This window comes from Phenylobacterium sp., assembly GCF_004299445.1.
GTDB lineage: Bacteria > Pseudomonadota > Alphaproteobacteria > Caulobacterales > Caulobacteraceae > Phenylobacterium.
Map to the genome: position 1 here is coordinate 21,058 of NZ_SCTC01000063.1, position 23,967 is coordinate 45,024.

The following is a 23,967-nucleotide window of genomic DNA, read 5'->3' on the forward strand; positions in this document are numbered from 1 at the left end:
TTACCCTGCCATTGCCGGTCTGGCGGTTTCAGGCTCGGCGGTGAGGGCGGCGACGAAGGCGTCGCGCCAGGCGGTGACGTCCTCACGCTGGACGCCATCGTAGAGGGCCTCCCAACGGCGGATGCGTTCGGGCTTCTCCATGTGGATGGCCCGCTTCAGCGCGTCGGCGACTTCCTCGGGGCTGTTGGGATTGACCAGAAGGGCGTCGCCCATCTGCCGCGCTGCGCCGGCGAAGCGGGAGAGGACCAGAACCCCGGGGTCCTCCGGATTCTGGGCGGCCACGAACTCCTTCGCCACGAGGTTCATCCCGTCGCGCAGGGGGGTCACCAGGCCCACGCGGGCGGCGCCGTAGATGCCGGCCAGCTCGTCGCGGCGGTAGTTCTTGTTCACATAGCGGAACGGCGCCCAGTCGACGTCGGAGAACTCGCCGTTGATCCGGCCCGACAGAGCGTCGAGGCGGCCGCGGATCTCCTGATACGCCTCGACGGCCTCACGGCTGACCGGGGCGATCTGCAGCATCAGCACCTCGCGGCGCAGGTCCGGGTTCTGGGCGAGGAAATGCTCGAACCCCAGGAAACGCTCTTCCAGGCCCTTCGAATAGTCCAGCCGGTCGACGCCCACGATCAGGTGCCGGAACACGGTGGCGGCGATCATCAGGTTGCGCATGCGCCGCGCCCGGCTCGAATGGGTCATGCGCGCGAAGTCCTCGGCGTCGATGCCGATCGGGAAGGCGCCGGTCTCGAGCCCGCGGCCGAAGCCCTTGAGACAGCCGGGTCGCACGACCTCGCCGTCGGCCTCGTTCAGGACGTATTCCTCGAACGCCTGCTGGTGCTCGGCCGTCTGGAAGCCGACCAGGTCGTAGTCGAACATCGCCTCGACCAGTTGGCGGTGGCGGGGCAGGTTGATCATCACCTGGTGGGCCGGCCAGGGGATATGCAGGAAGAACCCGACGCGGTTCTTCACCCCCAACGCGCGCAGCTCCTTGGCCAGAGGGATCAGGTGGTAGTCGTGCACCCAGATCACGTCGTCAGGGCGGATCAGGGGGGCCAGGGTCGCGGCGAACCGACGGTTGACCCGGGTGTAGCCCTTGTCGAACGCGCGATCGAAGGCGGCCAGGTCGATCCGGTAGTGGAACAGCGGCCACAGCGTCTTGTTGGCGTAGCCGTTGTAGTATTCGTCGAGATCGACCTCTTCGAGATCGACGGTCGCCGCGGTGACCCCGCCGACGGTCTCGGCGTGCAGCTCGCCCGTGAATGTCTCGGTCGTTCGGCCGCTCCAGCCGAACCACAGGCCGGAATAGGCCTTCAGCGCGGCGGCCAGCGCCATCGCCAGGCCGCCCACGCTCTCCTCGCCGTCGCCTGACGGCAGGTTCACGCGGTTCGACACGACGATGAGGCGGCCTTCGGGGCTCATCGCGCCGCCTCCAGCCACGCGATCACGTCCTCGACGTTGCGCAGCCCGAAGCGGGCGTGGGTGGCCCGCGGGCGACCCACCAGCACGCCGAACCCGCCCAACTGCTCCACCGCCGCGAAGCCGTTCTCGTCGGTGATGTCATCGCCCACGAAGGCCGGGGTGCGGCCCTGGAAGGGCGCGGTCTGCATGAACTCGCGGATGGAGTCGCCCTTGGACGCGCCGGGCGTGCGCAGTTCCTCGACCATGTCCCCATGCTGCAGGAAGAGGCCGGTCTCACGGGCGACGCGGAGGGCCATGACCCGGGCCTCGGCGGCGTAGGTCGGCGCCTGGCGGAAGTGGAGCGCGACGCTGGCGCCCTTCTCCTCGACGAGCATGCCGAGGTCGCGAACCGCGAAGCGGCGCAGCGTGTCGAGGGCGGCCTCCAGCCCCGGGTGCGGCTCGGGCTGATGCAGCGCGCCTTCGGCGTCGCGGCGGACCAGGCCGTGAACGGCGGCCACGCAGGTGATGCGGCCCTCCAGGATGCGGTCGACGTCCTCCAGCGTCCGACCGGTGACCACCGCCACGCGGCCCTCCAGGTCTTCGCGCAGGCGTTCCAGCAGGCGGGTGCGGCGCGGGTCGGGGCGTACGTCCTGGGGCCGCGGGGCGAACGGCGCCAGCGTGCCGTCGATATCCAGGAACAGAGCGGCTTCCGACAGCCTGAGGGGCTTCGGCGGAGGCAGCGCGACCACAAGCGAATCCAGCGACATGACACTCCCGCCCGGAACACGGACCTAACGCCGGCTGCGCGGTTTCGATCCCCTCGCGCGCGTCATCGTGAAAAGGCCGTGCTCGCCCCTTGACCCGCGCGCGGACTGGGGCCCTTCTCCGGCCTCCGTCGGGAAAGGGAGACGACATGCCGGCCACCGCTGACGCCATCGTGCTGTTCGGCGCCACGGGCGACCTGGCGCGGCGCATGCTGCTGCCGTCGCTGTACTTCCTCGACGCCGACGGGTTCCTGCCGGAGGGCTTCCGGCTGGTGTTCACGGCCCGCGCCGAACTCTCGACCGAAGCCTTCGTCGAGCAGACGCGTCAGGCGCTGAGCGCACGTCCCGAGGGGCTGGACGATGCGGTCTGGGCGCGCTTCGCCGGCCGGATCACCTACGTGGGCGCCGACGCCACCACACGCGAAGGGGCCGAGACGCTGAAGCCCGCGCTGGACGGCTGCAAGGCCCCGCTGTGCTTCCTGGCCGTGTCGCCCAGCCTGTTCGAGAAGATCTGCGGCTCGCTGGCGGCGGCCGGCGTGACGACGCCTGACGCCCGGATCGTTCTGGAAAAGCCGATCGGCCGCGACCTGGCGACCTCGCACCACGTCAACGCCACCCTGGGCGAGGTGTTCGCCGAGGAGCAGATCTTCCGGATCGACCATTACCTGGGCAAGGAGACGGTCCAGAACCTGATCGCCCTGCGCTTCGCCAACACCTTCTTCGAGCCGCTCTGGAACAACCTGACCATCGACCACGTGCAAATCACGGTGGCCGAGACCGAGGGCGTGGGCGCGCGCTGGCCGTACTACGACGAGTACGGCGCGCTGCGCGACATGCTGCAGAACCACATGCTGCAGCTGTTGTGCCTGGTGGCGATGGAGCCGCCCGCCGACATGGAGCCGGACTCGGTGCGCAACGAGAAGGTGAAGGTGCTGCGCAGTCTGCGCCGCTTCACCCGCATGGATGCGGCCGACAAGTCGGTGCGCGGGCAGTACACGCCCGGCGTCGTCAGCGGGAAGACCGCCGAGGGCTACGAGACCGAGCGGGGCAAGAAGAGCGGCACCGAGACCTTCGTGGCGCTGCGGGCCGACATCGACAACTGGCGCTGGGCGGGCGTGCCGTTCTTCCTGCGCACAGGCAAGCGGATGCCCGAGAAGCGCACGACGGTGGTGATCCAGTTCAAGCCGGTGCCGCACTCGATCTTCGGCCAGGCGTCGCTGATGGACATGTCGCCCAACCGGCTGGTGATCGACCTGCAGCCGGACGAGGATATCTCGCTGACCTTGATGAACAAGGCGCCCGGTCTGACCCAGGGCGGCATGCGGCTGCAGTCGCTGCCGCTGTCGCTGTCGCTGCTCAAGACCTACGAGGGGCCGGGCGCGCGGCGGCGGATCGCCTACGAGCGGCTGCTGCTGGATGCGATCCACGGCGACGCGACGCTGTTTGTCCGGCGCGACGAGGTGGAGGAGGCCTGGCGCTGGGTGGACGGCGTGGCCGACGCCTGGTCGGAAGCGGGCCTGCATCCCAGGCCGTACGCGGCCGGCAGCTGGGGGCCGTCGGGGGCGTTCGCGCTGATCGAGCGGTTCGGCAAGGCCTGGTCGGACTAGGCTTGCCCTCTCCCGCACCCGCTCTCCCACTTCGTGGGAAAGGCAGGCCCTTTACCCCGCCTTGCGGACGCGCTTGGCGGCGAACATCCTGGCGTCGGCGTCGGCGATGATGGCTTCGGGGTCGGTGTCGGGGTCGAGTTCGCGGACGCCGTAGCTGACTTTCAGCCCCTGGCCGACCGACTCGATGGCCTGGGCCAGGGTGGCGGCCTTGGCCTCGGCGGTCGCCTGATCGGCCTGGACCAGCACCACGGCGAATTCGTCGCCGCCCATGCGGCCCACCAGGTCGCTCTCGCGGACGTTGGCCACCAGGCGGTCGGCCACCGCCATGAGCGCGGCGTCGCCGGCGGCGTGGCCCTGGCCGTCGTTCAGCGCCTTGAAGCCGTCGAGGTCGAAATAGACCAGGCTGGCGGGGAAGCCGTAGCGACCGGCGAAGGTGCGGGCGCGGCTGAGCTCGCGGACGAAGGCGCGGCGGTTGAGCAGCGGGGTCAGCGTGTCGCGGTCGGCCAGGCCCTCGGCTTCCGAGAGGCGGGCGCGCAGCTGGGAAACTTCGCGCTTGAGCTGGTCGAGCTCGCCGATCAGGGCCTCGATGGCGGCCTGGACGGCGGGGGTCATCTCCGCGCGCGGAATCCCCAGGAAGGTCACCTGATCGACGGCGCCGGCCGGGCCTGACGGCGCGACCCCGCCCGGCGCGAGGACGCGACGCCGCTCGGGTCGGATCGGTTCGTTGCGGGCGCCGGTGATCTTCATCGGGTATCCGGAATGGTTAACGCCATTCGACGTCACGGCGGTTAAGGGAATCTAACCGCATGGCATTGTGCGGGCAAAGGCGGCGCCTATACTCCGCGCCCTTCCGGGGCCCCCCTAAGGACTCAGCATACAATGAGCGCGCCTGTCGCCATCATCATGGGCAGCCGGTCGGACTGGCCCGTGTTGCGCCACGCGGCCGAGATGCTGGAGCGCCTGGGCGTGCCCTACGAGGCCAAGGTGGTTTCGGCGCACCGTACGCCCGAGCGGATGTACACGTTCGCCAAGGGCGCCAAGGCGGCCGGCTTCAAGGTGATCATCGCCGGCGCCGGCGGGGCCGCGCACCTGCCGGGCATGACCGCCTCGCTCACCGACCTGCCGGTGCTGGGCGTGCCGATCGAGTCCAAGGCGTTGAAGGGGATGGATAGCCTGCTGTCGATCGTCCAGATGCCGGGCGGCATTCCGGTGGGCACGCTGGCCATCGGCGAGGCGGGCGCCAAGAACGCGGGCCTGATGGCGGCGCGGATCCTGGCGCTGTCCGATCCGCAGGTGGCCGAGCGCGTCGCGGCGTTCGCCGCCGAACAGACCGCCAGCGTTTCCGAGGCCGTCGAGTAGCATCATGGTCGATCTGCCGCTCCCGCCCGGCTCCACCCTCGGCATCCTGGGGGGCGGTCAACTGGGCCGCATGCTGGCCCTGGCCGCGGCCCGTCTGGGCTTCGACGTGGCCGTTCTCGAGCGCGACGCGGACTCGCCGGCCGGCCAGGTCTCGAACCACACGATCGTGGGCGCCTACGACGATCCCAAGGCGCTGGCCGAGCTGGCGGCGGTGGCCAAGGTGGTGACCTTCGAATTCGAGAACGTCCCGGCCCGGGCGGTGCTGACCCTGCAGCAGCTGGGGGTCGAGGTGGCGCCCGGCGCCGAGGCGCTGGCGGTGGCGCAGGACCGGGTGGCCGAAAAGCAGTTCCTGAACGCCAGCGGCGCGCCGACGGTGGCCTTCGCCGCGGCCGACAGCGGCGAGGAGGCGGCCTCGGTGGCGGCGGTCATGGGCTGCCCGCTGCTGATGAAGACGCGGCGCGAGGGCTATGACGGCAAGGGCCAGCGCTGGGTCGAGCATGTGGGCGACGCGGCGGCCACTTTCGAGGCGCTGGGGGGCGTGCCGGTGATCCTGGAGGCGCCGGCCGACTTCGTGCGCGAGCTGTCGATCATCGCCGCGCGCGGCCGCGACGGGGCGACGGCGATCTATCCGCTGGCCGAGAACCACCACGAGGGCGGCATCCTGCGCCGCAGCCTGGCGCCGGCCAATGTCTCGAAGGCGATCGCGCTGGAGGCCGAGAAGATCGCCGCGCGCGTGCTGAAGGGCCTGAACTATGTGGGCGTGGTGGGCATCGAGCTGTTCGAGCTGAAGGACGGCCGCCTGCTGGTCAACGAGATCGCGCCGCGCGTGCACAACACCGGCCACTGGACCCAGGACGGCTGTTCGGTGGACCAGTTCGAGCAGCATATCCGCGCCGTGGCCGGCTGGCCCCTGGGCCCGACGATCCCGCACTCGCGGGTCGAGATGCTGAACCTGCTGGGCGACGAGGTGGACACCTGGGCGAAGCTGGCCCACGAGCCCGACACCCGCATCCACCTCTACGGCAAGCGCCAGGCCAAGCCCGGCCGCAAGATGGGCCACGTGAACAAGGTCCGGATGCTCTAGGAGCGCGGACCCTAGACCGCGAACCCCGCGCGCCTCATCCGCCGACAACGCGCACCCGGACCCGGCGAACGGGGTATCCAAAGGCCGAAGGCTCGACTTAGAGTCGCAGCCTGATCGGGTGGGGGTCCTTGAGGCGGTGAGCGACACCGGAAGCGAGACCGCGCGGCGGCATGGGACCAGCACGCCTGGCCGCCGGCTCATGTTCGCGGTCATGGTCCTGAGCCTGCTCTGCCTCTTCATCTCGCCCTTCTTCGTGGACGTCATCGACCGCAACGGCCCGGTCGCCAAGGACGGGGTGCTGAGCTATGCGGGCTGGGGCCCGCTGGACCGTCCCGTCGAGATGGAAGGCGGCTGGTCGCTGACCTGGCGCGGCGGCGCGGGCGGCCCCCCGCCGAACCAGAAGGTCACCGTCGAGGTCCCCGGGCGCTGGTCGAACACGGCGCCGCAACTGCCGCCGGTGGGAGCCGTCAGCTATCACCTGCAGATCCGCGACCTGCCGGCCGGCCGATACATCCTGCATTTTCCGGCGGTGTTCGCGGCGACCGAGATCGCGGTCGATGGCGAGGTGGTGTCCCGGCGCGGCCGGGCGGGGCTGGACAAAGCCACGACGAGCTACCTCGTCCGGTCCCAGGAGGTCTTCCTGATCGCCGACGGGCGGCCGATCGACCTGCGCATCGACCAGTCGACCTTCCTGCACCGCGACAATGGCCTCGAGGCGCCGCCGCTGATCGGGCTGGCCGAGCCCATGCAGAACTGGATCACCCTCGACTGGATCCGTAGCCTCCTTCTGCTGAGCGCGCTGCTGCTGCTGGCCTGCTACGGCGGCGTCGTCTTCCTGTTCCGGCGCAACGACCGCGCGTCGCTGTACCTCGCGCTGGGCTCTGTGCTGCTGGCGCCGATGATCGGCGCGTTCAGCCACGACAACCTGATCATGGTCGCCCTGCCGCAGCTCAGCTTCCTGCAGATGCTGACGCTGCAGTACATCACCGGCGGCGTCGCCGTGGCCCTGGTCCTGGCCTACACCCGCGCCCTGTTCCCGAAGGAAAGCCTGGGTCCGCTCTTCTGGGTGGTTATCGGGCTGCATGGCCTGTTCGTGGCGGCCTACGCCGGCTTTGCGATGATGGGCGACACCTTCGCCATGTCGCGCGTCTCGGGCATGGCGCTGTGGGTGCGCATCGCCAGCTTCCTCTACATGATCGCCGTCGTCGGGTTTGCCGCGGTCCGCCGGCGGGACGGCGCGCCGGTTTTCTTGCTGGGCGCCGTCGTCGTTGTCGCCACCGCCATCTACTCCGACCTGGTGACCAACGCCGTGATCGTCGGCGTGCTGAACGGGCTGGACCTGCTGCCCCTGGGCATCCTGGTGATGCTGTTCTCGCACCTGGTGGTGCTGGCCGAGCGGTGGTCGATCTCCATGGGCGTGGCCGAGCAGCGCTCGGACGACCTGGCGCAGCTGCTGGACGTGAACAGCTCCATCACCGCCGAGATCCGGCTGGAGGCGCTGCTGACGCGGATCGTGGAGGCGGTCAGCCGGTTCATCGGGGCCGATCGGGCCACGCTGTTCCTCTACGACGCCAAGACCGACGAGCTCTGGTCGATCGCCGCCGAGGGCGTGGGCGGTCAGCAGATCCGCTTCCCCTCGGATGGCGGGCTGGCCGGCGCCTGCTTCACCGCCGGCGAGGCCATCAACATCGCCGACGCCTACGCCGACCCGCGCTTCAACCGGCAGGTCGACGTGGCCACGGGCTACCGCACCACCAGCGTGCTGACGATCCCGGTGAAGGCCCGCGACGGCCGCAAGCTGGGGGTCATGCAGGCGCTGAACGCCAAGACCGGCAAGGGCTTCACCGACAGCGACATCGCCCGGATGAACGCCCTCAGCGCCCAGGCCGCCATCGCCATCGACAACGCCAAGCTCTTCGCCGAGGTGGCGTCGGAGCGGAACTACAACGAGAGCATCCTGCGCTCGATGTCGGCCGGCGTGGTCACCCTGGATCCCGAGGCCAAGGTCGCCAAGCTGAACGACACCGCCTGCCGCATCCTGGGGGTCACGCGCGAGATGCTGGAGGGGGCCGACGCGCGCACCGCGCTGGCCGTCAGCAACCCGTGGTTCATCCCCGAGTTCGAGGCCGTGGCGGCCAGCGGCCAGCCCAAGCTGCTGCTCGAGGCCGAGATCACCACCGCCCAGGGCGACAAGGTCTCGGCCAACATGAACATCGTGCCCCTGATGGCCGACGACGCGGCCGCCGGGGTGCTGGTCCTCATCGACGACATCACCGACAGCAAGCGGATGCAGGGCGCGATGCGCCGGTTCATGACGCAGAAGGTGGTGGACCAGGTGATGGGCCGCGGCGACGAGCTGCTGTTCGGCGCCGCGGTGCCCGCCAGCGTGCTATTCGCCGACATCCGCAGCTTCACCAGCCTGGCCGAGCGCCTCGCGGCCCGCGAGGTCGTGGAGATGCTGAACGAGATCTTCACCGAGCTGTTCGAGGCCGTGGCCGGCCACGAGGGCGTGCTCGACAAGTTCATGGGCGACGGCCTGATGGCCGTCTATGGCGCCCCGCTGCCGACCGGCCAGGACCCGCTGCACGCCGTGGATTCGGCCGTGCAGATGATCCGCATGATCGGGGTGCTGAACGTCGGTCGGCCGGAACGGGGCCTGCCGAACCTGCGCCTGGGGATCGGGATCACCTCGGGCGAGGTGATCGCCGGCACCATCGGCAGCCCCAAGCGCATGGACTACACGGTGATCGGCGACAGCGTGAACCTGGCCGCCCGCCTGCAGAGCGCCACCAAGACCTACGGGGTCGACATCATCATCGACGAGGCCACCGCCGGGCACGTCAAGGACATCCACATCCTGCGCGAGCTCGACACCATCCGGGTGCGGGGCCGCGAGCAGCCGGTCACGATCTTCCAGGTGCTGGCGGACGCCGCGGCCTGTCCGGGGCTGGAGGCCTATCGTCGCGGCCGGGCCTACCTGGCGGCCCGGCAGTGGGACGCCGCCGCGGCCGCCTTCGCCGAGGCCGTCGCCCTCGATCCGGGCGACAAGTCCGCCATGCTGATGATGGAGCGCGCCCACGCGCTGCGCGCCAATCCGCCCGCCGAGTCCTGGGACGGGGTCTGGAGCGCCGCCGACGCGGCCTGACCACGGCCCGGCCGCGAGATGGGCCCCCTGAGCGGGTCCGGATGCTCTAGACTGCGCGCGATGAGCATCGCGTTCTACGAAACCAACGCCCAGTCCTTCTTCGACCGCACGGTGCATGCCGACATGAGCGCCCCACGGGCGGCATTCGCTGCGCGCCTGCCGCCGGGCGGGCGCGTGCTGGACGTCGGCTGCGGGTCCGGGCGCGATGCGCTGGCGCTGGCCGGGCAGGGGTTCCAGGTGACGGCCACCGAGGCCTCGCCGGCGCTGGCCGAACTGGCCCGGGCCCACACGGGCCTTCCGGTCCAGGTGATGACCTTTGACCAGCTGGCCTGGACCGCCGCGTTCGATGGGATCTGGGCCTGCGCGTCGTTGTTGCACGTCCCGCGCGCCGACCTGGCGGGCGCGGTGGGCCGCCTGCGCGACGCCCTGGCGCCGGGCGGGGTGCTGTGGATGTCGTTCAAGTACGGGACGCGAGACCGCGAGACAGGCGGCCGCGCCTTCACCGACCTGGACGAGGCCGGCGCCCAGGCGCTGCTGGCGGCGGTGGGGGGTCTGGAGCTGCTGGCCATGGACGTGACCGGCGACGTCCGCGACGACCACGGCAGCGAGCGCTGGCTCGCGATGATGTGTCGGCGTCTCTGATGTAAGGTTGACTTGACATGCATCTCGTGTCAGGTTTACCTGACATTCGAGGAGCTTTCTTATGGCTATGGATCTCGCCCATCGGCGCTATGTCACCCGCACGCTCGCCTTCATGGTTCCCTATGTCGCGATAAACATGGCCGCCATCCGAGGGGCCTTCGATGACCGGGCGGCTCCGGGATCGTATCTGCTGGGCTTGGCGGTCGCCGCGCCCGTGATCGGCCAGCTCTGGGCCACCCTGGCGCTGATGCACGACGCCGACGAGTTCGTGCGCGCCCTAACTGCCAAGCGTTTCATCCTGGCCTCGGGTGGCGCCATGGCGATCTTCACGGCGTGGGGTTTCGTCGAGGAGTACGCCCGCGCCCCGCATGTGGGCGGCTACATGGTCTATCCGCTGTTCTGGCTCTGCTACGGCCTCGTCACGCCGTTCGTGCGGACCACCCGGTGAAGAACCGGCTGAAGGAACTCCGCAGCGCCCGCGGCTGGACGCAGGAGGACCTGGGCAAGCGGCTGGGCGTCTCGCGTCAGGCGATCATCGCGCTGGAGAGCGACAAGCACGACCCGTCGCTGGACCTGGCCTATCGGATCGCGGCGCTGTTCGGCGAGCCCGTGGAGACGATCTTCGAGAACCCGCACGCGTAGTGGCGGGTGGATCAGTCGCCGTAGCGGGCCCGGCCCAGGGTGTGCGCCAGGGCCGAGACCCATTCGCCGGGTCGCACCTTGGTCGTGGCCTTCCACTTCTCGAAGGCCATGACGTTGTCGATCCGGCGGTCGACGAAGGCCAGCGCTGCGCCGCGGCCCGAGGCCAGCCAGATCGCCAGCGCGCCGCTGACGATGCCCGAGAGGATGACGCGCTTGGTGTAGTGGTTCTCGTCGGTCGCCTCGTCGCCGGCCCAGCGCCAGAGCGCGTCGGCGGTCTCCCAGGCCAGACGCGAGGCCAGCGGCGCCTGCATCGGTAGCGCCATGAAGCCCATCCAGCGGCGCACCGCCGCCTCGTCCTGGATCGCGGCGTCCAGGCGCGCCTCGACCGCGCGGCGGATGCGCTCGCGGATCTTCATGTTGTGGGGGTCGCCGAGGGCGGCGAGCGCGCGCGCGTCATGCCGGCGCGACAGCAGGGCGGCCAGGTCGGCGGGGCCATGCGGGACCAGCAGGCCGGTCTCGCCCTCGGACATGCCCAAGGCCTCGCCGGCCTGGGCCAGCGTGCGGCGGGTCCAGCCCTGGGCGGGCGCCAGCCGGAGCATGTGGTCGAGCAGCGCCTGCTCGGTCTCTTCGGCCCATTGCTGTGCGGCGGTGGTCATGGGGCATTCTAACCTGCCTTTCTCACGAAGTGGGAGAGGGGGACCGCGGGCCGAGGCCGAAGGCCGTAGAGCGCGTGGTGGAGAGGGCGCGCGGCCGGCAGGCGGGATAGATCCTCAACCTGCGCGGCTCAGCGGGTCGGCCCAAGATGTCGTGGAGGAGGCCTGCCCTCTCCACCGCTCGCTCTGCGGCGAGCGGTCCCCCTCTCCCACTGCGTGGGAAAGGAAGATCGTAGCGTGGACAGGCCAACCCTCTTCTGCTAATTGCCCGCGCTCAAACCCGAAGGGTCACACCTTCGGGCGATCCATTTTTGCACGCTCGCCGCCTTTTGTGCTGTCGAGGCGGGCGGCTAGCGTAGGCAGGAGAGGCTCCTCTGGTTCAGATTTTCGTCCGCGACAACAACGTCGACCAAGCCCTTAAGGCGCTGAAGAAGAAGATGCAGCGCGAAGGCTCGTTCCGCGAAATGAAGCGGCACGTCCACTATGAAAAGCCGTCGGAAAAGCGCGCTCGCCAGAAGGCTGAAGCCGTCCGTCGCGCCCGCAAGCTGGCCCGCAAACGCGCCCAGCGTGAAGGCCTGATCGCGGCGCCGAAGAAGCCCGCGCGCTAAAAAGGCGGCTGTCCGGGCCTAAAAGCTGGCACGGATGATGCTTATTTGAAGGGTCGCGCCACCGGTGCGGCCCTTTTTGCGTATACAGTCCAGGCGCTATCTTTCGTCGCGCCCGGCCCGCGTAAAGTGGTCCGTAAGCGGTTGGCGTCCTATCTTCGGTCCTTTCGCGCCGCCTTCATGGGAACGGTCTGCACATGAATCTCCGCAATCTGGTCATCTGGGGCGTCATCGTCGTCGTCCTGATCGGACTCTATTCCATGATGACGGGCGCCCGTGGCGGCGCCGCGGCCAACCAGGAAATCCCCTATTCGCAGATGATCGCGAAGGTGAACGCCGGCGAGGTGAAGGCCGCGATCATCGAGGGCCCGCGCGTCACGGTCACCGACCAGTCGAACCGCGACTTCCACACCACCACGCCCAACAACCAGGAAGACCTGGTCAAGCGCCTCGAGGCGCAGGGTGCGTCGATCTCGGTGAAGCCCGCCGGCGGCGGCCTGCTGACCGGCCTGCTGCTCAACGCGCTGCCGATCCTGCTGCTGATCGGCGTGTGGATCTTCTTCATGCGCCAGATGCAGGGCGGCGCCCGCGGCGCCATGGGCTTCGGCAAGTCGAAGGCGCGCCTGCTGACCGAGAACAAGAACCGCGTGACGTTCGACGACGTCGCCGGCGTGGACGAGGCCAAGGAAGAGCTGACGGAAATCGTCGACTTCCTGAAGGACCCGCAGAAGTTCCAGCGCCTGGGCGGCAAGATCCCGAAGGGCGCCCTGCTCATCGGCCCGCCCGGCACCGGTAAGACCCTGATCGCGCGCGCTGTCGCGGGCGAGGCGGGCGTGCCGTTCTTCACGATCTCGGGCTCGGACTTCGTCGAGATGTTCGTGGGCGTCGGCGCCAGCCGCGTGCGCGACATGTTCGAACAGGCGAAGAAGAACGCGCCCTGCATCATCTTCATCGACGAAATCGACGCCGTCGGCCGCCATCGTGGGGCCGGCCTCGGGGGCGGCAACGACGAGCGCGAGCAGACGCTGAACCAGCTGCTGGTCGAGATGGACGGCTTCGAGGCGAACGAGGGCATCATCCTGATCGCCGCGACCAACCGTCCCGACGTGCTGGACCCCGCGCTGCTGCGTCCGGGCCGCTTCGACCGCCAGGTCGTGGTGCCGAACCCCGACATCAACGGCCGCGAGCGGATCCTGCGCGTGCACATGAAGAACGTGCCGCTGGCCGCGGACGTGGACGTGAAGGTCATCGCCCGCGGCACCCCGGGTTTCTCGGGCGCCGACCTGGCCAACCTGGTCAACGAAGCCGCCCTGATGGCCGCTCGGAAGAACCGCCGCATGGTCACCATGCGCGACTTCGAGGACGCCAAGGACAAGGTCATGATGGGCGCCGAGCGCCGGTCGATGGTCATGACCGAAGAGGAAAAGAAGCTGACGGCCTATCACGAGGGCGGCCACGCCCTGGTGACGCTGAACGTCCCCAACACCGACCCGGTGCACAAGGCGACGATCATCCCGCGCGGCCGCGCGCTGGGCATGGTCATGCAGCTGCCGGAACGCGACAAGTACTCGATGAGCTACCAGCAGATGACGTCGCGGCTGGCGATCCTGTTCGGCGGCCGCGTGGCCGAGGAGCTGATCTTCGGCAAGGAGCACATCACCTCGGGCGCCTCGTCCGACATCAGCCAGGCCACGAAGCTGGCCCGCGCCATGGTGACGAAGTGGGGCTTCTCGGATCGCCTGGGCGCCGTGGAATACGGCGAGAACCAGGAAGAGGTGTTCCTGGGCCACTCGGTGGCGCGCAACCAGAACGTCTCGGAAGAGACCTCGAAAATCATCGACGAGGAAGTCCGCAAGCTGGTGGAAGGCGGCGAGAAGGAAGCCCGCCGCATCCTGACCGAGAAGATCGACGACCTGCACACCCTGGCCAAGGCGCTGCTCGAGTACGAGACCCTGAGCGGCGACGAGATCATCGGCGCGCTGAAGGGCGTGGCCCCCAACCGCGACGAGTCGGAGTCCAAGCGTCCGACAGGCCCCGCGGTGGCGGTCCCCATCTCGCCCAAGCCCAGCGCCGAGCCGGCGTAACGGCTGAAGCCGGAACGAAACGAAGGGCGGTCGCTGACGAAGCGACCGCCCTTTCTCTTTGGGCCCGGGAACGCCAAGGACAATGGAAGGCGAAGCCGCGGCCTTGGCCGTCCGCCATGATCCCTCCCGACGTTCCCAACAGCCACGGTCACCACTATGACTTGGCCGAGGCCTCATGAGTTCCACAGCATCGAGACGTCCGCGCGTGATGGGGATCGTGAACGCGACCCCCGACAGCTTTTCCGACGGCGGCCGGTTTTTGGATCCCGAGGCGGCCCTGGCCCATGCGCGGCGGCTGATCGCCGAGGGGGCCGAGATCCTGGACGTGGGCGCCGAGTCGACCCGGCCCGGGGCCGAGCCGGTGGAGGCCGACGTCGAGATCCAGCGGCTGGTTCCGCTGATCACGGCGATCCGCGCCGAGAGCGAAGTCCCGATCTCGGTGGACACGATGAAGCCCGCCGTGGCCGGCGCGGCCGTGGCGGCGGGGGCCTCGATCTGGAACGACGTCACGGCGCTGCGTCACGCGGCCGACAGTCTGCAGATCGCGGCCGAGCTGGGCTGCGAGGTGGTGCTGATGCACATGCAAGGACAGCCTCGCACCATGCAGGCCGAGCCCCACTATGACGACGTGGTGGCCGAGGTGACGGCGTTCCTGGCCGAGCGGGCCGAGGCGGCGATGGCGGCGGGCGTCGCGCGCGAGCGAATCTGGCTGGATCCGGGCATCGGCTTCGGCAAGCACATGCTGCGCCACAACCTGCCGCTGATGGCCGGGCTGGACCGGATCGTGGCGCTGGGCTTTCCAGTGCTGCTGGGGGCCAGCCGCAAGGCGTTCATCGGGGCGCTGTCGGGCGGCGCGGACGCCGATCATCGCCTGGGCGGCTCGATCGCGGCGGCGCTGGCGGGAGCGTCGGCGGGCGTCGCCGCGGTGCGGGTCCATGACGTGGCCGAGACGATCCAGGCGTTGAACGTGCAGGCGGCGATCGCTCAGGCGAGCGATGCCGGCGCGCGGTCCTTGTAGATCTGGTTCACGCGTCCCTCGGACTCAAGGATCGCCGCCCAGGACGTACGCACGCCGTCCATCGCGCCCTCGAGGCCGTCCAGATGAGCATGCCAGCCGGCCGCGTTTCCGGCCCCGTCCTTCAGGGGGAGGCCCGACTCCGTGAGCGTGAGCCTTGCTCCTGCGCCGTCAGCCTCCACATCGAAGCGGATGACACTCTCGCCGCCCTCGGGCTGGGGCCATGTCCATTCCATGGTGCGCATCGGCTCGTAGATGGTGATCCGACCGGTGGCCCTGACGTCCGCCTCGCGGAAGAAGAGCGTGATCGCCGCGCCGGGGCGCAGAGCTTCTATCTCCACCTCGCAAAACCAATCGGCCAGCCGCTCGGGTACGGTGATGGCGGCCCACACCCGTTCCACCGGTTTCGCATAGCGACGACGGAAGACGATGGTGACGGTGTCGCCCACACGGGTGACCTCGCCGAGGTCCTTGTCGAGCAAGGTCATTGTTCACGCTCCAGATGTTCGTCGAGCGCCGCCAGCCGGCCGACCCAGAATTGACGGTAGGGCTTGAGCCAGGCCTCGAGGTCGGCAAGGCCGTCCGGCTTCAGGCTATAGAGCCGCCGTTGGCCATCGGCGCGAACGCTGACGAGGCCGGCCTCGCGCAGAAGTTTCAGGTGCTTGGACACACCGGGCTGGCTGAGCGCCAACGCCTCAACCAAGTCCCCCGCCGGCCGCTCGCCATCCCGTAGGACGTCGAGGATGCGCCGGCGATTGGGCTCGGCCAAGGCTTCGAAGGGGCTCATGACCAAACATATATACAAAAGGAAATATAACTAAAGCAGAATATATATGACGCGCAGCGCTCGATGGGCGCTAAGCTGTCCCCTTCACCCGCGGGTGGTCGCGCCAGGCCGGCAATGTCGCCATGTAGGCCAGCGTGTCGCGTTCGGCGGCGGCGCGGTCGCCGCCGTTCTCGCGGAGTTGCCAGTCGACCATGCGGGAAAAGCGTGTGTCGAAGTCCTGGAGCTTGCCGGTCTCGTCCACACAGTACTGGCAGTAGCGGCCGTTCTCGATCGGCATGCCGCAGCTCTCGCAGTCGTGCATCAGGGTCTCTCCGTCTTGAGGGCGGCGACCAGGTCGCCGAGCAGGTCGATGAGGAGCGCCTGCCGCGCGGGGGACAGGCGGGTGGCGACGCGCGCCAGATGCTCGCGGTCCAGCGCGTACATCTCGCGCGCCTGGACCTCGCGGCCGTTGGCCGTGAGCCAGATCAGGGCGCGGCGGCCATCGGCGGGGTCGGTCTCGCGCCGGACCAGGTCCTTGGCCTCAAGGTGATCGACCATCTCGCTGAGGGTCGAGGGCGCGCGGTCCAGGTGACGGCTGAGTTCGGTGAGCGTCATCGGCCCGGCCTCGGCCAGGTGCAGCAGGAAGGCCGCCGTCTCGCGGGTCAGCTGCTCGCGCTTGTCGCGCACCCGGCGCACGGCGTGCAGGTAGATATCCTGATGCGCCTGGGCGAGGGCGGTGGCGAAAGCGGCTGGGTCCATGCGGGGGTCCATGGGCCGGACGTTGGCGGCGAAGCGATCCTTCGTAAATCCCGATGCAATCGGCGGACGGAGGCGGTAGGTCAGGGGCATGACAGCCCTGGGTCGAGTCCTGATCATCGCCGGTTCCGACAGCGGGGGCGGCGCGGGCGTTCAGGCCGACATCAAGACCGTGACGGCGCTGGGCGGCTATGCGGCCACGGCGATCACGGCGGTCACGGTGCAGAACACGCTGGGCGTCACCGGCGTCCATACGATCCCGCGCAACGTCATCGCCGCCCAGGCGCACGCGGTGCTGTCGGACATCGGCGCCGACGCCATCAAGACCGGCATGCTGGGCGATGTGGCGACGGTCGAACTGGTGGCCGAGATCCTGGACGAGACGGTCGCGCCGGCGGTGATCGACCCGGTGATGGTGGCCAAGGGCGGCGCCTCCCTGCTGGCCGAGGCGGCTGTGGCGGCGGTGCGCGATCGGCTGGTGCGCCGCGCCGCCCTGCTCACGCCCAACGCGCCCGAGGCCGAGGCGCTGACCGGGCTGTCGGTGGCGACGAGCGACGATCTGCGCCGGGCCGGCGAGGCGCTGCTGACGGCGGGGGCCAAGGCGGTGCTGATGAAGGGCGGCCACGTGCCCGGCGACCGCGTGGTCGACATCCTGATGACGCCCGACGGCGAGACCGTGTTCGAGGGCGAGCGGATCGACAGCCGCCACACCCACGGCACCGGCTGCACCCTGGCCTCGGCCTGCGCGGTCGGGCTGGCGCAGGGGCTGCCGCTGACGGCGGCGGTGGCGCGGGCCTGGGACTATGTGCACGAGGCGATGCTGCGCGCGCCGGGCTTCGGAGCCGGGCATGGGCCGCTGGATCACGGCTGGCCGTTGCGAGGCCGCACGTGAGCGCGCCCGAGGCGCGGCTCGAGGCCGTTCTGCGGCGATCCGAACCGCTGATGCACGTGCTGCGCACGCTGGTCAGGCTGGATCCGCCCGACTGGCTGGTCTTCTCGGGCGCCATTTACCAGCGGGTGCTGAACGACCTGACGGGCCGGCCGCTGGACTACGGCGTCAAGGACTATGACGTGGGCTATTTCGATGGCTCCGACATCTCGTACGACGCCGAGGACGTGGTGATCAAACGGGTGGCCGCCGCCTTCGAGCCGCCGCTGCGGGATCTGGTCGAGGTGCGGAACCAGGCCCGCGTGCACGTCTGGTTCCAGGACCATTTCAACGAGCCCTACGAACCGCTGACCTCCAGCGCCGAGGCGCTGGGCCGGTTCGTGAGCCCGCTGTTCGCGGTCGGTGTGAAGCTTGACGCGGCCGATCGCATGACCGTCCACGCGCCGTTCGGGCTGGGCGACCTGTTCGCCATGACGCTGCGGCCGAATCCGACGCGACGAAGCCCGAATTACGAGAAGATCGCCGCGGCCGCGAAGGCGCGTTGGCCCGAGATCGAGGTGATCGCGCCGTAGCCGGCTGCGCGGGTCGGGGTTCAGCGCCGGTAGACGTCCGGGTCGCGGTATTCCATCCAGGTCTCGACCCTGGTGAGCGCGGTGAATCCGAACTGGCGGTAGAGGTCGTGGGCGTCGCGCGTGGCCAGGTGGAGGCGGCGGAAGCCCTGCAGGTCGGGGTGCGCCTTGACGTAGGCCACCAGCATCTTGCCGAGGCCCCGGCCGCGATGAGCCGGGTCGACGAAGACGTCGCAAAGCCAGCCGAAGGTCGCGCGGTCGGTCACGACCCGGGCCATGGCCGCCATCGCGCCGTCCGGGGCGAAGGCGCCGACCGTCAGGCTGCCCGCGCAGGCCCTGGCGAAGGTGTCGAAGGGGATGCCCTGGGCCCAATAGCTCTGGCCGCCAATCCAGCCGTGGGCGCGAGCGAGGTCGAAGCGGGCCGGGTCGTCGCTGAGGGTGAAGCCGGCTTCGGTGGTCTGGTGGGGCATGGTCGTGGGTCCGTGTCGCGGGAACTGGCCCTTGCCGCCCGGCGTCGGCGGCCGCAAGGACCACTTCACTGAACCGGGACCGATCCAATGCGCCAGTGGACCATCGACGCCTTCGCCGCCCAGCCTTTCCGGGGCAACCCGGCCTGTGTGGTCGAGCCCCTCGCCGCCTGGCCGCAGGACGCCTGGATGCAGGCGCTGGCCGCCGAGAACAACCAGGCGGAAACGGCGTTCCTGCTCCGGACAGCCGACCCGGCGCGGTTCGGGCTGCGCTGGTTCACGCCGATGCTGGAGGTGCCCCTGTGCGGGCACGCGACCCTGGCGAGCGCGCACGTGCTGTTCGCCGAGCTGGGGCTTTCCGAGGGCGAGGTCGTCTTCGAGACGAAGTCGGGCCCGCTTGTCGTCCAACGCTCCCGCGAAGGCTACGAGATGGACTTTCCATCCCAGCCGCCGGTTCGGATCGATGCGCCGGCGGGTCTGGCCGAGGCTCTGGGCGTCGCGCCGGACGAGGTGTGGGCCTCAGCCTACCTCGTCGCGATCTACAACGATCCCGCGGTCATCCGCAGCCTCAAGCCCGACCTAGTCGCGCTGAACGCCGTCTCCAGCACGGCGACGGGCGGCCGGGGCAATGTGGGCGTGGCCGCGATCGCGGCAGCGGGGGCGGGCCACGACGTGGTCGACCGCTTCTTCGCGCCCGGGTCGGGAATCCCCGAGGATCCGGCCACGGGATCGCTGCACTGCATCCTGGCGCCGCTCTATGCCGACAAGCTGGGTCGGCCGAAGGTGATGTTCCATCAGGCCTATCCGGGCCGGGGCGGCGACCTGGAATGCGAAATGCAGGGCGACCGGGTGCTGATCCGCGGCCGTGCGGTCACGGTGGTGGAAAGCCGCCTGCGCCTCTGAAGACGCAAACGCCCCCGAAGCCAGGCTCCGGGGGCGTCCTTGTCTCAGCCGAGAGCCGGCCGGGACCCGTTAGCGCCGATAGGCGTAGTCGTTGTCGCGCGACTGGGCGTAGACCCACTGTTCCAGGCGGTCGAGACGACGGTCGAGGTCAACGACTTCCCAGCGCGTGAGACCGTTGCGCTCGTAGCGGTTCTGCAGCCGCTCGATGTCGTTCAGCTGCTCGCTGAGGCGGATCGCTTCGCGACGGGTCAGGGCGCCCATCTGCAGATTGCGCTCGATGCGGCGGTCGATGCGGTGACGACGCTGGTCGAAGTTCACCTGGCCGCCGCGTTCCCAGCGGTCGCGCTGGTCGTAGCGTCCCTCGCCGCGATGCTCGTAGCGGTCGCCACGATCATAGTCGCCGTAGGGCTGGGCGGCGACAGGGGCGGCGGCCGTCACGGCGGCGACGGCGGCCAGGGTGGCCATCAGAGTCTTCATATCTGGTCCTCCAGAACCGTGTCGGCCTTTCCCAAGGAGCTGGGTTCGGCCTTCAGTGGGGGCAGGAGAACACTTTCAGGCTGAAACGGTTCTGAGGCTCACGGTTCGGCGAGGTTCATCTACGTGACGCGATTGTCAGGGCGTGGGACGGCCTAAGCCGCCGAAGACGCCTGCGCGACCGGCGCGACCCCATCGGTGGCGGCGGCGTTGAGAACCGCTGAGATCGCATCGTACAGCTTGGCGATCTCGATGGGCTTGGCCACGTGAGCGTCCATCCCGACGGCCAGGTACTCTTCGACCTGGTGGGTCAGGGCGTTGGCGGTCAACGCCACGATCGGGGTGCGGCGACGGCCGGCGGTCCGTTCCTGCTCGCGGATTGTCGAGGCGGCGGTGATGCCGTCCATGACCGGCATCTGGATGTCCATGAGGATGAGATCGTAGGCGCCGGTGCGCCAGGCTTCCACCGCTTCCTTGCCGTCGGGCACGATGTCGACCTCGATGCCCAGCGATCCGAGGACCGCGGCCAGCACCTGCTGGTTGGTGGGATTGTCTTCGGCGGCCAGGATGCGCAGGTCGCCGTCGTCCGAGGCCTGGGCGGTCTCGGCGGCCTGCAGCGAGGCCGGCCGGCCGCGTTCCAGGGGCAGCTCGACGATGAAGGTGGAGCCGGCGCCTTCCAGGCTCTCCACATTGATGGAGCCGCCCATCATCTGAGTCAGCTCGCGGCAGATCGCCAGGCCCAGGCCCGTCCCGCCGAAGCGGCGGGTGGCCGAGTTGTCGGCCTGGGTGAACTTCTCGAACAGCGTGGGCAGCTTTTCGGGCGAGATGCCGACGCCCGAGTCGCGGACCACGATCTTGAGGCCGCCCGCGGCCCCGACATCGACCACCGCGCTGACCTCGCCCTGCGGCGTGAACTTGACCGCGTTGGACAGGAGGTTGCCGACGATCTGGCGCAGGCGGTCGGCGTCGCCGCGCCACCAGCCCTTGGCCGGATCGGTGACCTGGACGTCGAAGGCCAGACCCTTGGCGCGGGCCATGACTTCGAAGTTCTCGCGCGCCTGAGTGACGGCGAGTTCGACGTCGAAGTCCTCTTCGAAGAGCGTGAGCTTGCCGGCCTCGATCTTCGACAGATCGAGCACGTCGTTCAGCACGGCCAGCAGCAGGCCGCCCGAGCGGCGGATGACGTCCAGGCGGTCGCGCTGCACCTGATCCAGCTGACCCAGGGCCATCACCTCGGCCATCGCCAGCACGCCGTTCAGCGGGGTGCGGATCTCGTGGCTCATGTTGGCCAGGAACTGGGTCTTCAGGACGTTGGCGGCGTTGGCCTCGTCGCGCGCCACTTCCAGGTCGCGCATGGCCAGGATCAGGTCGTCCTCGCGCTCGGCGAGCTTGGCCAGCAGGTGGTTGAAGCTCTCGGTCAGGCTCTTGAACAGCTCGTCCGAGGCGTCGACCGTGACCGGCGTGAAGCTGCCCCCGGCGGCCACTTCGTGCATGGCCTGCGACAGGCTCTGGACCGGCTTGATCACCCGGTGCGCCAGACTGCGCGCGAGAAACAGCGCCACCCCCACGCCGCCGAACAGCAGCACGAAGGTGAGCGCGATGAACTGCGGCAGCATCGGCGCCAGCGACGGCTGCTCGATCGTCATGACGACGTGACCGACGGTCTTGCCCTGGTGGACGATCGGCTGGTCGATCGTCTCGACCGAGGCGCTTGGCCGGTCCGTGAGGCGGAAGCCGGCCAGCTCGCGACCGGTCGTGTCGGTCAGCCGGACGGTGCGGACATCCTTGCTGATCTTCACGGCCTCGAGATCTCGGGCGAGGTTGCTCGTCTGTCCGGAGGTCACAGAGGGCGCCGCGATCTGGGCGGCGATCACCGCCAGTTCCTCGTGGAACCGGTGTGACTGCGTGCGGGCGACGGCCCACTGCTGGAGCATGAAGGTGAGGCAGGCGGCGACCAGGACAACGACGGTCGTGACAAGGCCCACGCCGGCCACTCGCGCGTGGAACGTCGCTGTCGGCGCCGACGCTCGCGGCGCCTCGTCTTCGAGGTGGTCCCCCAATAGGCCCATGCACAACGGATAGCGCGCAAGGTGCTAACGCTTCGCTTCCAAGACCGATTTCAACCCAGCGTGGTCCCGCCTAACTGTGCTTTTGGCGCCACGATACCACCCGCCACGGGAATAAATATGGTTAACAACCGATGAGTCAGTTGCGTGCGCGGTAACCTTTGCTTTACCTTAACGGGTGTCGGGTTCTCTCAAGGGGTGTATCCACATGGACAAGATTTTTGTGGCCAAGCGCGTGGCCAAGAAGCTCTTCGAAACCGAAGCAGCGGTCGACAGCGCGATGGTCGAAGCGTCCGAGCTGATGAGCGAAATGCTCAAGGCTCGTAAGGACGTGAACACCTCGCTGGTGTTCGCCGACGACGTGCAAGTGAAGATGATGGAAGCTCTCAAGGCGCTGAGCGAAGCTCGCACCGCCATGGTGGCTGTCCACACCGAGCTCAACGACGCGAAGCTCCGTCTCGGCATCCGCACGAAGATGGACTTCGAGAACAAGCCGGTCGAAGGCGCCGCGCGCGAGCAGACGGTGATGCGGGACGTCGGCTGACCGACCGCAGATCGGTCGATTTTCTGACTGATCATTGCAATAGATTAACTGGTTGGGCGCCTCTAATCCTGATTAGGGGCGCTCAATCATGTTTGATCTGCGGCTGATCCTGAACACTTTCGCGATCCTCTGCTGCCTCTTCGCATTGTGGAAGGGCGGCCGGGCCGAACGCATGGGCGCGCTCGCCGTGCTGGCGAATGTGGTGATCGGCCAGACCGGCCATCTGGTCGCGCCGGGCCTCAACGACCAGATCCGCCTCGTCAACGACGGCCTGACCGCGCTGCTGCTGCTGGGCGTCACGGTCCGATACGGCGCGCTCTGGATGGGCGGCGTGATGCTGTTCTACGCCGCGCAGTTCGCCATGCATTCGTTCTACATCGTGACCGAGCGGAAGCCGGATTTCCTGCGCGCGCTGATCAACAACGTGGACTACCTGGGCATCGTCTCGTGCCTCATCATCGGCACGATCGTGGCCTGGCGCCGCCGCGTGATAAACCGCCGCAAAGCCGCCAGCACGGCGTCGACAACACCCTGAGTTGTTCGAGCCTGGGGCCGTGACGCCCGATCTCGGCCGTCCGACGATCAGGTCGGCTGGGCGCGCCGCGGCGTCATCGTCGCCAGCCCGACACCGACAAGGATCAACCCCAGGGCGACAAACGCCGGCCAGCCCGGTCGCTCGCCCAGGGCCGCCATCCCCAGGCCGGTGGCGATGCAGGGCGCCAGATAGATCGACATCGACATGAACAGCGGCCCGCGCCGCTGGACCAGGAAGACGTAGCCGATGTTCGACAGGCCCGTGGAGATGGCGCCCAGGGTCAGGACGGCGACCAGTGAAGGCGTGGGGATCGGCCAGGCCGGCGGCGGTTCGAACGCGACCGCGAGACCCAGCGCGGTGACAAAGGCCCAGGCGCACATCATGAACGCGCCCACCGTCGGCGTGACATAGGGCGCCGTGCGGGTGGCGACGTTCGCGATCGCATAGAGGAACGAGCCGAAGAGCGCCGCGGCGAGGGCCATCGCTTCCACCGAGGCGCCTTCGAGCAGACGTGGGGCGACCAGGGTCGTGAGACCGGCGAAGCCAACCATGATGCCCAGCGTCTTGCGCACCGTCAGCCGGTCGCCCGCCAGGAACATGTGGGCCAGCACGCCGGTGAAGATGGGCGAGGCGCCGTTGCAGATCGCCACCACGGCGCTTGGCGTTCTCTGGGACGCGAAGGCGAAGAAGCCCAACGGGATGGCCATTCCGACGGCGCCCAGGAACAGATAGGTCCGCCAGGCCGGATGACGGAGCGGCGGCGGGCGCTGGCCCTGCAACAGCATGGCCGCCGCGAGGGTGAGCGTCGCCACGCCGGTTCGGATCGCCGAGGTCCACAGCGGGTCGATGTGCTGGGTCGCCACCTTCAGGAAGGCGAAGCCGGAGCCCCAGATGGCCACCAGCAGGGCCATCACCACCCAGTCGAACGCCCGCGATTGCATAGCGGCGCTTGGATCACATCGTCGCAGCGAGGGCCACCCCGCGCCCTCGGCGAAGGCCCCCGATC

At 69.1% G+C, this 23,967-nt stretch carries 27 protein-coding genes; 15 read left to right on the forward strand and 12 right to left on the reverse strand.

Annotation, left to right across the window (positions count from 1 at the left end):
* Entirely contained in the window at window positions 1-1,413 is a 1,413-nt protein-coding gene (locus EPN98_RS16775; protein ID WP_293364058.1) for a trehalose-6-phosphate synthase, read from the reverse strand.
* Window positions 1,410-2,159, reverse strand: coding sequence for a trehalose-phosphatase (otsB, locus tag EPN98_RS16780; protein ID WP_293364059.1), 750 nt, complete (start codon window positions 2,157-2,159; stop codon window positions 1,410-1,412). The genes EPN98_RS16775 and otsB overlap by 4 nt, the downstream gene beginning before the upstream one ends.
* 146 nt (window positions 2,160-2,305) lie before the next feature.
* Between otsB and zwf the strand changes: the two genes are divergently transcribed.
* Window positions 2,306-3,763, forward strand: a complete 1,458-nt coding sequence (gene zwf / locus EPN98_RS16785; protein ID WP_293364060.1) for a glucose-6-phosphate dehydrogenase — start codon at window positions 2,306-2,308, stop codon at window positions 3,761-3,763.
* Between the two features lie 51 nt (window positions 3,764-3,814).
* On the opposite strand, the gene EPN98_RS16790 is transcribed toward zwf, so the two are convergent.
* Window positions 3,815-4,510, reverse strand: coding sequence for a GGDEF domain-containing protein (locus EPN98_RS16790; RefSeq protein ID WP_293364061.1), 696 nt, complete (start codon window positions 4,508-4,510; stop codon window positions 3,815-3,817).
* A gap of 132 nt (window positions 4,511-4,642) precedes the next feature.
* Between EPN98_RS16790 and purE the strand changes: the two genes are divergently transcribed.
* From purE to EPN98_RS16820, 6 genes are all read left to right on the forward strand, one after another.
* Window positions 4,643-5,122, forward strand: coding sequence for a 5-(carboxyamino)imidazole ribonucleotide mutase (purE, locus tag EPN98_RS16795; protein ID WP_293364062.1), 480 nt, complete (start codon window positions 4,643-4,645; stop codon window positions 5,120-5,122).
* A 4-nt stretch (window positions 5,123-5,126) separates the two neighbouring features.
* Window positions 5,127-6,206, forward strand: a complete 1,080-nt coding sequence (locus EPN98_RS16800) for a 5-(carboxyamino)imidazole ribonucleotide synthase (protein ID WP_293364063.1) — start codon at window positions 5,127-5,129, stop codon at window positions 6,204-6,206.
* Between the two features lie 136 nt (window positions 6,207-6,342).
* A complete protein-coding gene (locus EPN98_RS16805) occupies window positions 6,343-9,351 on the forward strand; it encodes an adenylate/guanylate cyclase domain-containing protein (RefSeq protein ID WP_293364064.1) in 3,009 nt (1,002 codons plus the stop codon).
* A gap of 60 nt (window positions 9,352-9,411) precedes the next feature.
* Complete coding sequence (locus EPN98_RS16810; RefSeq protein ID WP_293364065.1) at window positions 9,412-9,993, forward strand: class I SAM-dependent methyltransferase; 582 nt, start codon at window positions 9,412-9,414, stop codon at window positions 9,991-9,993.
* A 61-nt stretch (window positions 9,994-10,054) separates the two neighbouring features.
* Entirely contained in the window at window positions 10,055-10,441 is a 387-nt protein-coding gene (locus tag EPN98_RS16815) for a hypothetical protein (protein WP_293364066.1), read from the forward strand.
* On the forward strand, window positions 10,438-10,635 hold the full coding sequence (locus tag EPN98_RS16820) for a helix-turn-helix transcriptional regulator (RefSeq protein WP_293364067.1): 198 nt from the start codon (window positions 10,438-10,440) through the stop codon (window positions 10,633-10,635). The genes EPN98_RS16815 and EPN98_RS16820 overlap by 4 nt, the downstream gene beginning before the upstream one ends.
* Before the next feature lie 11 nt (window positions 10,636-10,646).
* Here EPN98_RS16820 and EPN98_RS16825 read toward each other — a convergent pair whose 3' ends face one another.
* Complete coding sequence (locus EPN98_RS16825; protein ID WP_293364068.1) at window positions 10,647-11,291, reverse strand: COQ9 family protein; 645 nt, start codon at window positions 11,289-11,291, stop codon at window positions 10,647-10,649.
* 371 nt (window positions 11,292-11,662) lie between these two features.
* Here EPN98_RS16825 and rpsU point away from each other — a divergent pair, with 371 nt between their 5' ends.
* The 3 genes from rpsU (at window position 11,663) to folP (ending at window position 14,995) form a co-directional block, all read left to right on the forward strand.
* Window positions 11,663-11,896 carry a 30S ribosomal protein S21 gene (gene rpsU / locus EPN98_RS16830; protein WP_091735317.1) on the forward strand — a complete coding sequence of 78 codons (234 nt, stop codon included), beginning with the start codon at window positions 11,663-11,665 and terminating at the stop codon, window positions 11,894-11,896.
* A gap of 194 nt (window positions 11,897-12,090) precedes the next feature.
* Window positions 12,091-13,977 carry an ATP-dependent zinc metalloprotease FtsH gene (gene ftsH / locus EPN98_RS16835; protein WP_293364069.1) on the forward strand — a complete coding sequence of 629 codons (1,887 nt, stop codon included), beginning with the start codon at window positions 12,091-12,093 and terminating at the stop codon, window positions 13,975-13,977.
* Window positions 13,978-14,185: 208 nt separating this feature from the next.
* On the forward strand, window positions 14,186-14,995 hold the full coding sequence (gene folP / locus EPN98_RS16840; RefSeq protein WP_293364193.1) for a dihydropteroate synthase: 810 nt from the start codon (window positions 14,186-14,188) through the stop codon (window positions 14,993-14,995).
* Here folP and EPN98_RS16845 read toward each other — a convergent pair.
* The 4 genes from EPN98_RS16845 to EPN98_RS16860 form a co-directional block, all read right to left on the reverse strand.
* Entirely contained in the window at window positions 14,962-15,480 is a 519-nt protein-coding gene (locus tag EPN98_RS16845) for an SRPBCC family protein (RefSeq protein ID WP_293364070.1), read from the reverse strand. The genes folP and EPN98_RS16845 overlap by 34 nt on opposite strands.
* Window positions 15,477-15,761, reverse strand: a complete 285-nt coding sequence (locus EPN98_RS16850; RefSeq protein WP_293364071.1) for a metalloregulator ArsR/SmtB family transcription factor — start codon at window positions 15,759-15,761, stop codon at window positions 15,477-15,479. Before EPN98_RS16850 ends, EPN98_RS16845 begins: the two co-directional genes overlap by 4 nt.
* Window positions 15,762-15,849: 88 nt before the next feature.
* The gene (locus tag EPN98_RS16855) at window positions 15,850-16,080 is read right to left on the reverse strand and encodes a hypothetical protein (RefSeq protein ID WP_293364072.1); all 231 of its coding nucleotides are present in this window, start codon (window positions 16,078-16,080) and stop codon (window positions 15,850-15,852) included.
* Entirely contained in the window at window positions 16,080-16,517 is a 438-nt protein-coding gene (locus tag EPN98_RS16860) for a MarR family transcriptional regulator (RefSeq protein WP_293364073.1), read from the reverse strand. The genes EPN98_RS16855 and EPN98_RS16860 overlap by 1 nt, the downstream gene beginning before the upstream one ends.
* Before the next feature lie 88 nt (window positions 16,518-16,605).
* Between EPN98_RS16860 and thiD the strand changes: the two genes are divergently transcribed.
* Both thiD and EPN98_RS16870 read left to right on the forward strand, forming a co-directional pair.
* Window positions 16,606-17,406 carry a bifunctional hydroxymethylpyrimidine kinase/phosphomethylpyrimidine kinase gene (thiD, locus tag EPN98_RS16865; RefSeq protein ID WP_293364074.1) on the forward strand — a complete coding sequence of 267 codons (801 nt, stop codon included), beginning with the start codon at window positions 16,606-16,608 and terminating at the stop codon, window positions 17,404-17,406.
* 50 nt (window positions 17,407-17,456) lie between these two features.
* Complete coding sequence (locus EPN98_RS16870) at window positions 17,457-17,975, forward strand: nucleotidyltransferase family protein (RefSeq protein WP_293364194.1); 519 nt, start codon at window positions 17,457-17,459, stop codon at window positions 17,973-17,975.
* Window positions 17,976-17,995: 20 nt separating this feature from the next.
* On the opposite strand, the gene EPN98_RS16875 is transcribed toward EPN98_RS16870, so the two are convergent.
* A complete protein-coding gene (locus EPN98_RS16875) occupies window positions 17,996-18,499 on the reverse strand; it encodes a GNAT family N-acetyltransferase (RefSeq protein ID WP_293364075.1) in 504 nt (167 codons plus the stop codon).
* 30 nt (window positions 18,500-18,529) lie between these two features.
* Between EPN98_RS16875 and EPN98_RS16880 the strand changes: the two genes are divergently transcribed.
* Window positions 18,530-19,342 carry a PhzF family phenazine biosynthesis protein gene (locus EPN98_RS16880; protein ID WP_293364076.1) on the forward strand — a complete coding sequence of 271 codons (813 nt, stop codon included), beginning with the start codon at window positions 18,530-18,532 and terminating at the stop codon, window positions 19,340-19,342.
* 69 nt (window positions 19,343-19,411) lie between these two features.
* On the opposite strand, the gene EPN98_RS16885 is transcribed toward EPN98_RS16880, so the two are convergent.
* Together EPN98_RS16885 and EPN98_RS16890 are read right to left on the reverse strand one after the other, a co-directional pair.
* Window positions 19,412-19,819, reverse strand: a complete 408-nt coding sequence (locus tag EPN98_RS16885; RefSeq protein ID WP_293364077.1) for a hypothetical protein — start codon at window positions 19,817-19,819, stop codon at window positions 19,412-19,414.
* Between the two features lie 152 nt (window positions 19,820-19,971).
* Window positions 19,972-21,801, reverse strand: a complete 1,830-nt coding sequence (locus EPN98_RS16890) for an ATP-binding protein (protein WP_293364078.1) — start codon at window positions 21,799-21,801, stop codon at window positions 19,972-19,974.
* A gap of 289 nt (window positions 21,802-22,090) precedes the next feature.
* Between EPN98_RS16890 and EPN98_RS16895 the strand changes: the two genes are divergently transcribed.
* Both EPN98_RS16895 and EPN98_RS16900 read left to right on the forward strand, forming a co-directional pair.
* Window positions 22,091-22,426 (forward strand): hypothetical protein, encoded by a 336-nt coding sequence (locus EPN98_RS16895; protein ID WP_293364079.1) that lies wholly within the window; start codon window positions 22,091-22,093, stop codon window positions 22,424-22,426.
* An 88-nt stretch (window positions 22,427-22,514) separates the two neighbouring features.
* Window positions 22,515-22,961, forward strand: a complete 447-nt coding sequence (locus EPN98_RS16900) for a hypothetical protein (RefSeq protein WP_293364080.1) — start codon at window positions 22,515-22,517, stop codon at window positions 22,959-22,961.
* Between the two features lie 47 nt (window positions 22,962-23,008).
* Here EPN98_RS16900 and EPN98_RS16905 read toward each other — a convergent pair whose 3' ends face one another.
* Complete coding sequence (locus tag EPN98_RS16905; RefSeq protein WP_293364081.1) at window positions 23,009-23,902, reverse strand: DMT family transporter; 894 nt, start codon at window positions 23,900-23,902, stop codon at window positions 23,009-23,011.
* Between the last annotated feature and the right edge of the window lie 65 nt (window positions 23,903-23,967).

Excerpts from the sequence above, each read along its gene's own strand:
- thiD (WP_293364074.1), top strand. The coding sequence starts at position 16,606 with ATGACAGCCCTGGGTCGAGTCCTGATCATCGCCGGTTCCGACAGCGGG.
- EPN98_RS16860 (WP_293364073.1), bottom strand. The coding sequence starts at position 16,517 with ATGGACCCAGCCGCTTTCGCCACCGCCCTCGCCCAGGCGCATCAGGAT.
- EPN98_RS16790 (WP_293364061.1), bottom strand. The coding sequence starts at position 4,510 with ATGAAGATCACCGGCGCCCGCAACGAACCGATCCGACCCGAGCGGCGT.
- EPN98_RS16880 (WP_293364076.1), top strand. The coding sequence starts at position 18,530 with ATGCGCCAGTGGACCATCGACGCCTTCGCCGCCCAGCCTTTCCGGGGC.
- folP (WP_293364193.1), top strand. The coding sequence starts at position 14,186 with ATGGGGATCGTGAACGCGACCCCCGACAGCTTTTCCGACGGCGGCCGG.
- EPN98_RS16870 (WP_293364194.1), top strand. The coding sequence starts at position 17,457 with ATGCACGTGCTGCGCACGCTGGTCAGGCTGGATCCGCCCGACTGGCTG.
- EPN98_RS16800 (WP_293364063.1), top strand. The coding sequence starts at position 5,127 with ATGGTCGATCTGCCGCTCCCGCCCGGCTCCACCCTCGGCATCCTGGGG.
- purE (WP_293364062.1), top strand. The coding sequence starts at position 4,643 with ATGAGCGCGCCTGTCGCCATCATCATGGGCAGCCGGTCGGACTGGCCC.
- EPN98_RS16895 (WP_293364079.1), top strand. The coding sequence starts at position 22,091 with ATGGACAAGATTTTTGTGGCCAAGCGCGTGGCCAAGAAGCTCTTCGAA.
- ftsH (WP_293364069.1), top strand. The coding sequence starts at position 12,091 with ATGAATCTCCGCAATCTGGTCATCTGGGGCGTCATCGTCGTCGTCCTG.
- EPN98_RS16900 (WP_293364080.1), top strand. The coding sequence starts at position 22,515 with ATGTTTGATCTGCGGCTGATCCTGAACACTTTCGCGATCCTCTGCTGC.
- EPN98_RS16855 (WP_293364072.1), bottom strand. The coding sequence starts at position 16,080 with ATGCACGACTGCGAGAGCTGCGGCATGCCGATCGAGAACGGCCGCTAC.
- zwf (WP_293364060.1), top strand. The coding sequence starts at position 2,306 with ATGCCGGCCACCGCTGACGCCATCGTGCTGTTCGGCGCCACGGGCGAC.
- EPN98_RS16815 (WP_293364066.1), top strand. The coding sequence starts at position 10,055 with ATGGCTATGGATCTCGCCCATCGGCGCTATGTCACCCGCACGCTCGCC.
- EPN98_RS16775 (WP_293364058.1), bottom strand. The coding sequence starts at position 1,413 with ATGAGCCCCGAAGGCCGCCTCATCGTCGTGTCGAACCGCGTGAACCTG.
- EPN98_RS16905 (WP_293364081.1), bottom strand. The coding sequence starts at position 23,902 with ATGCAATCGCGGGCGTTCGACTGGGTGGTGATGGCCCTGCTGGTGGCC.
- EPN98_RS16845 (WP_293364070.1), bottom strand. The coding sequence starts at position 15,480 with ATGACCTTGCTCGACAAGGACCTCGGCGAGGTCACCCGTGTGGGCGAC.
- otsB (WP_293364059.1), bottom strand. The coding sequence starts at position 2,159 with ATGTCGCTGGATTCGCTTGTGGTCGCGCTGCCTCCGCCGAAGCCCCTC.
- EPN98_RS16810 (WP_293364065.1), top strand. The coding sequence starts at position 9,412 with ATGAGCATCGCGTTCTACGAAACCAACGCCCAGTCCTTCTTCGACCGC.
- EPN98_RS16825 (WP_293364068.1), bottom strand. The coding sequence starts at position 11,291 with ATGACCACCGCCGCACAGCAATGGGCCGAAGAGACCGAGCAGGCGCTG.
- EPN98_RS16885 (WP_293364077.1), bottom strand. The coding sequence starts at position 19,819 with ATGAAGACTCTGATGGCCACCCTGGCCGCCGTCGCCGCCGTGACGGCC.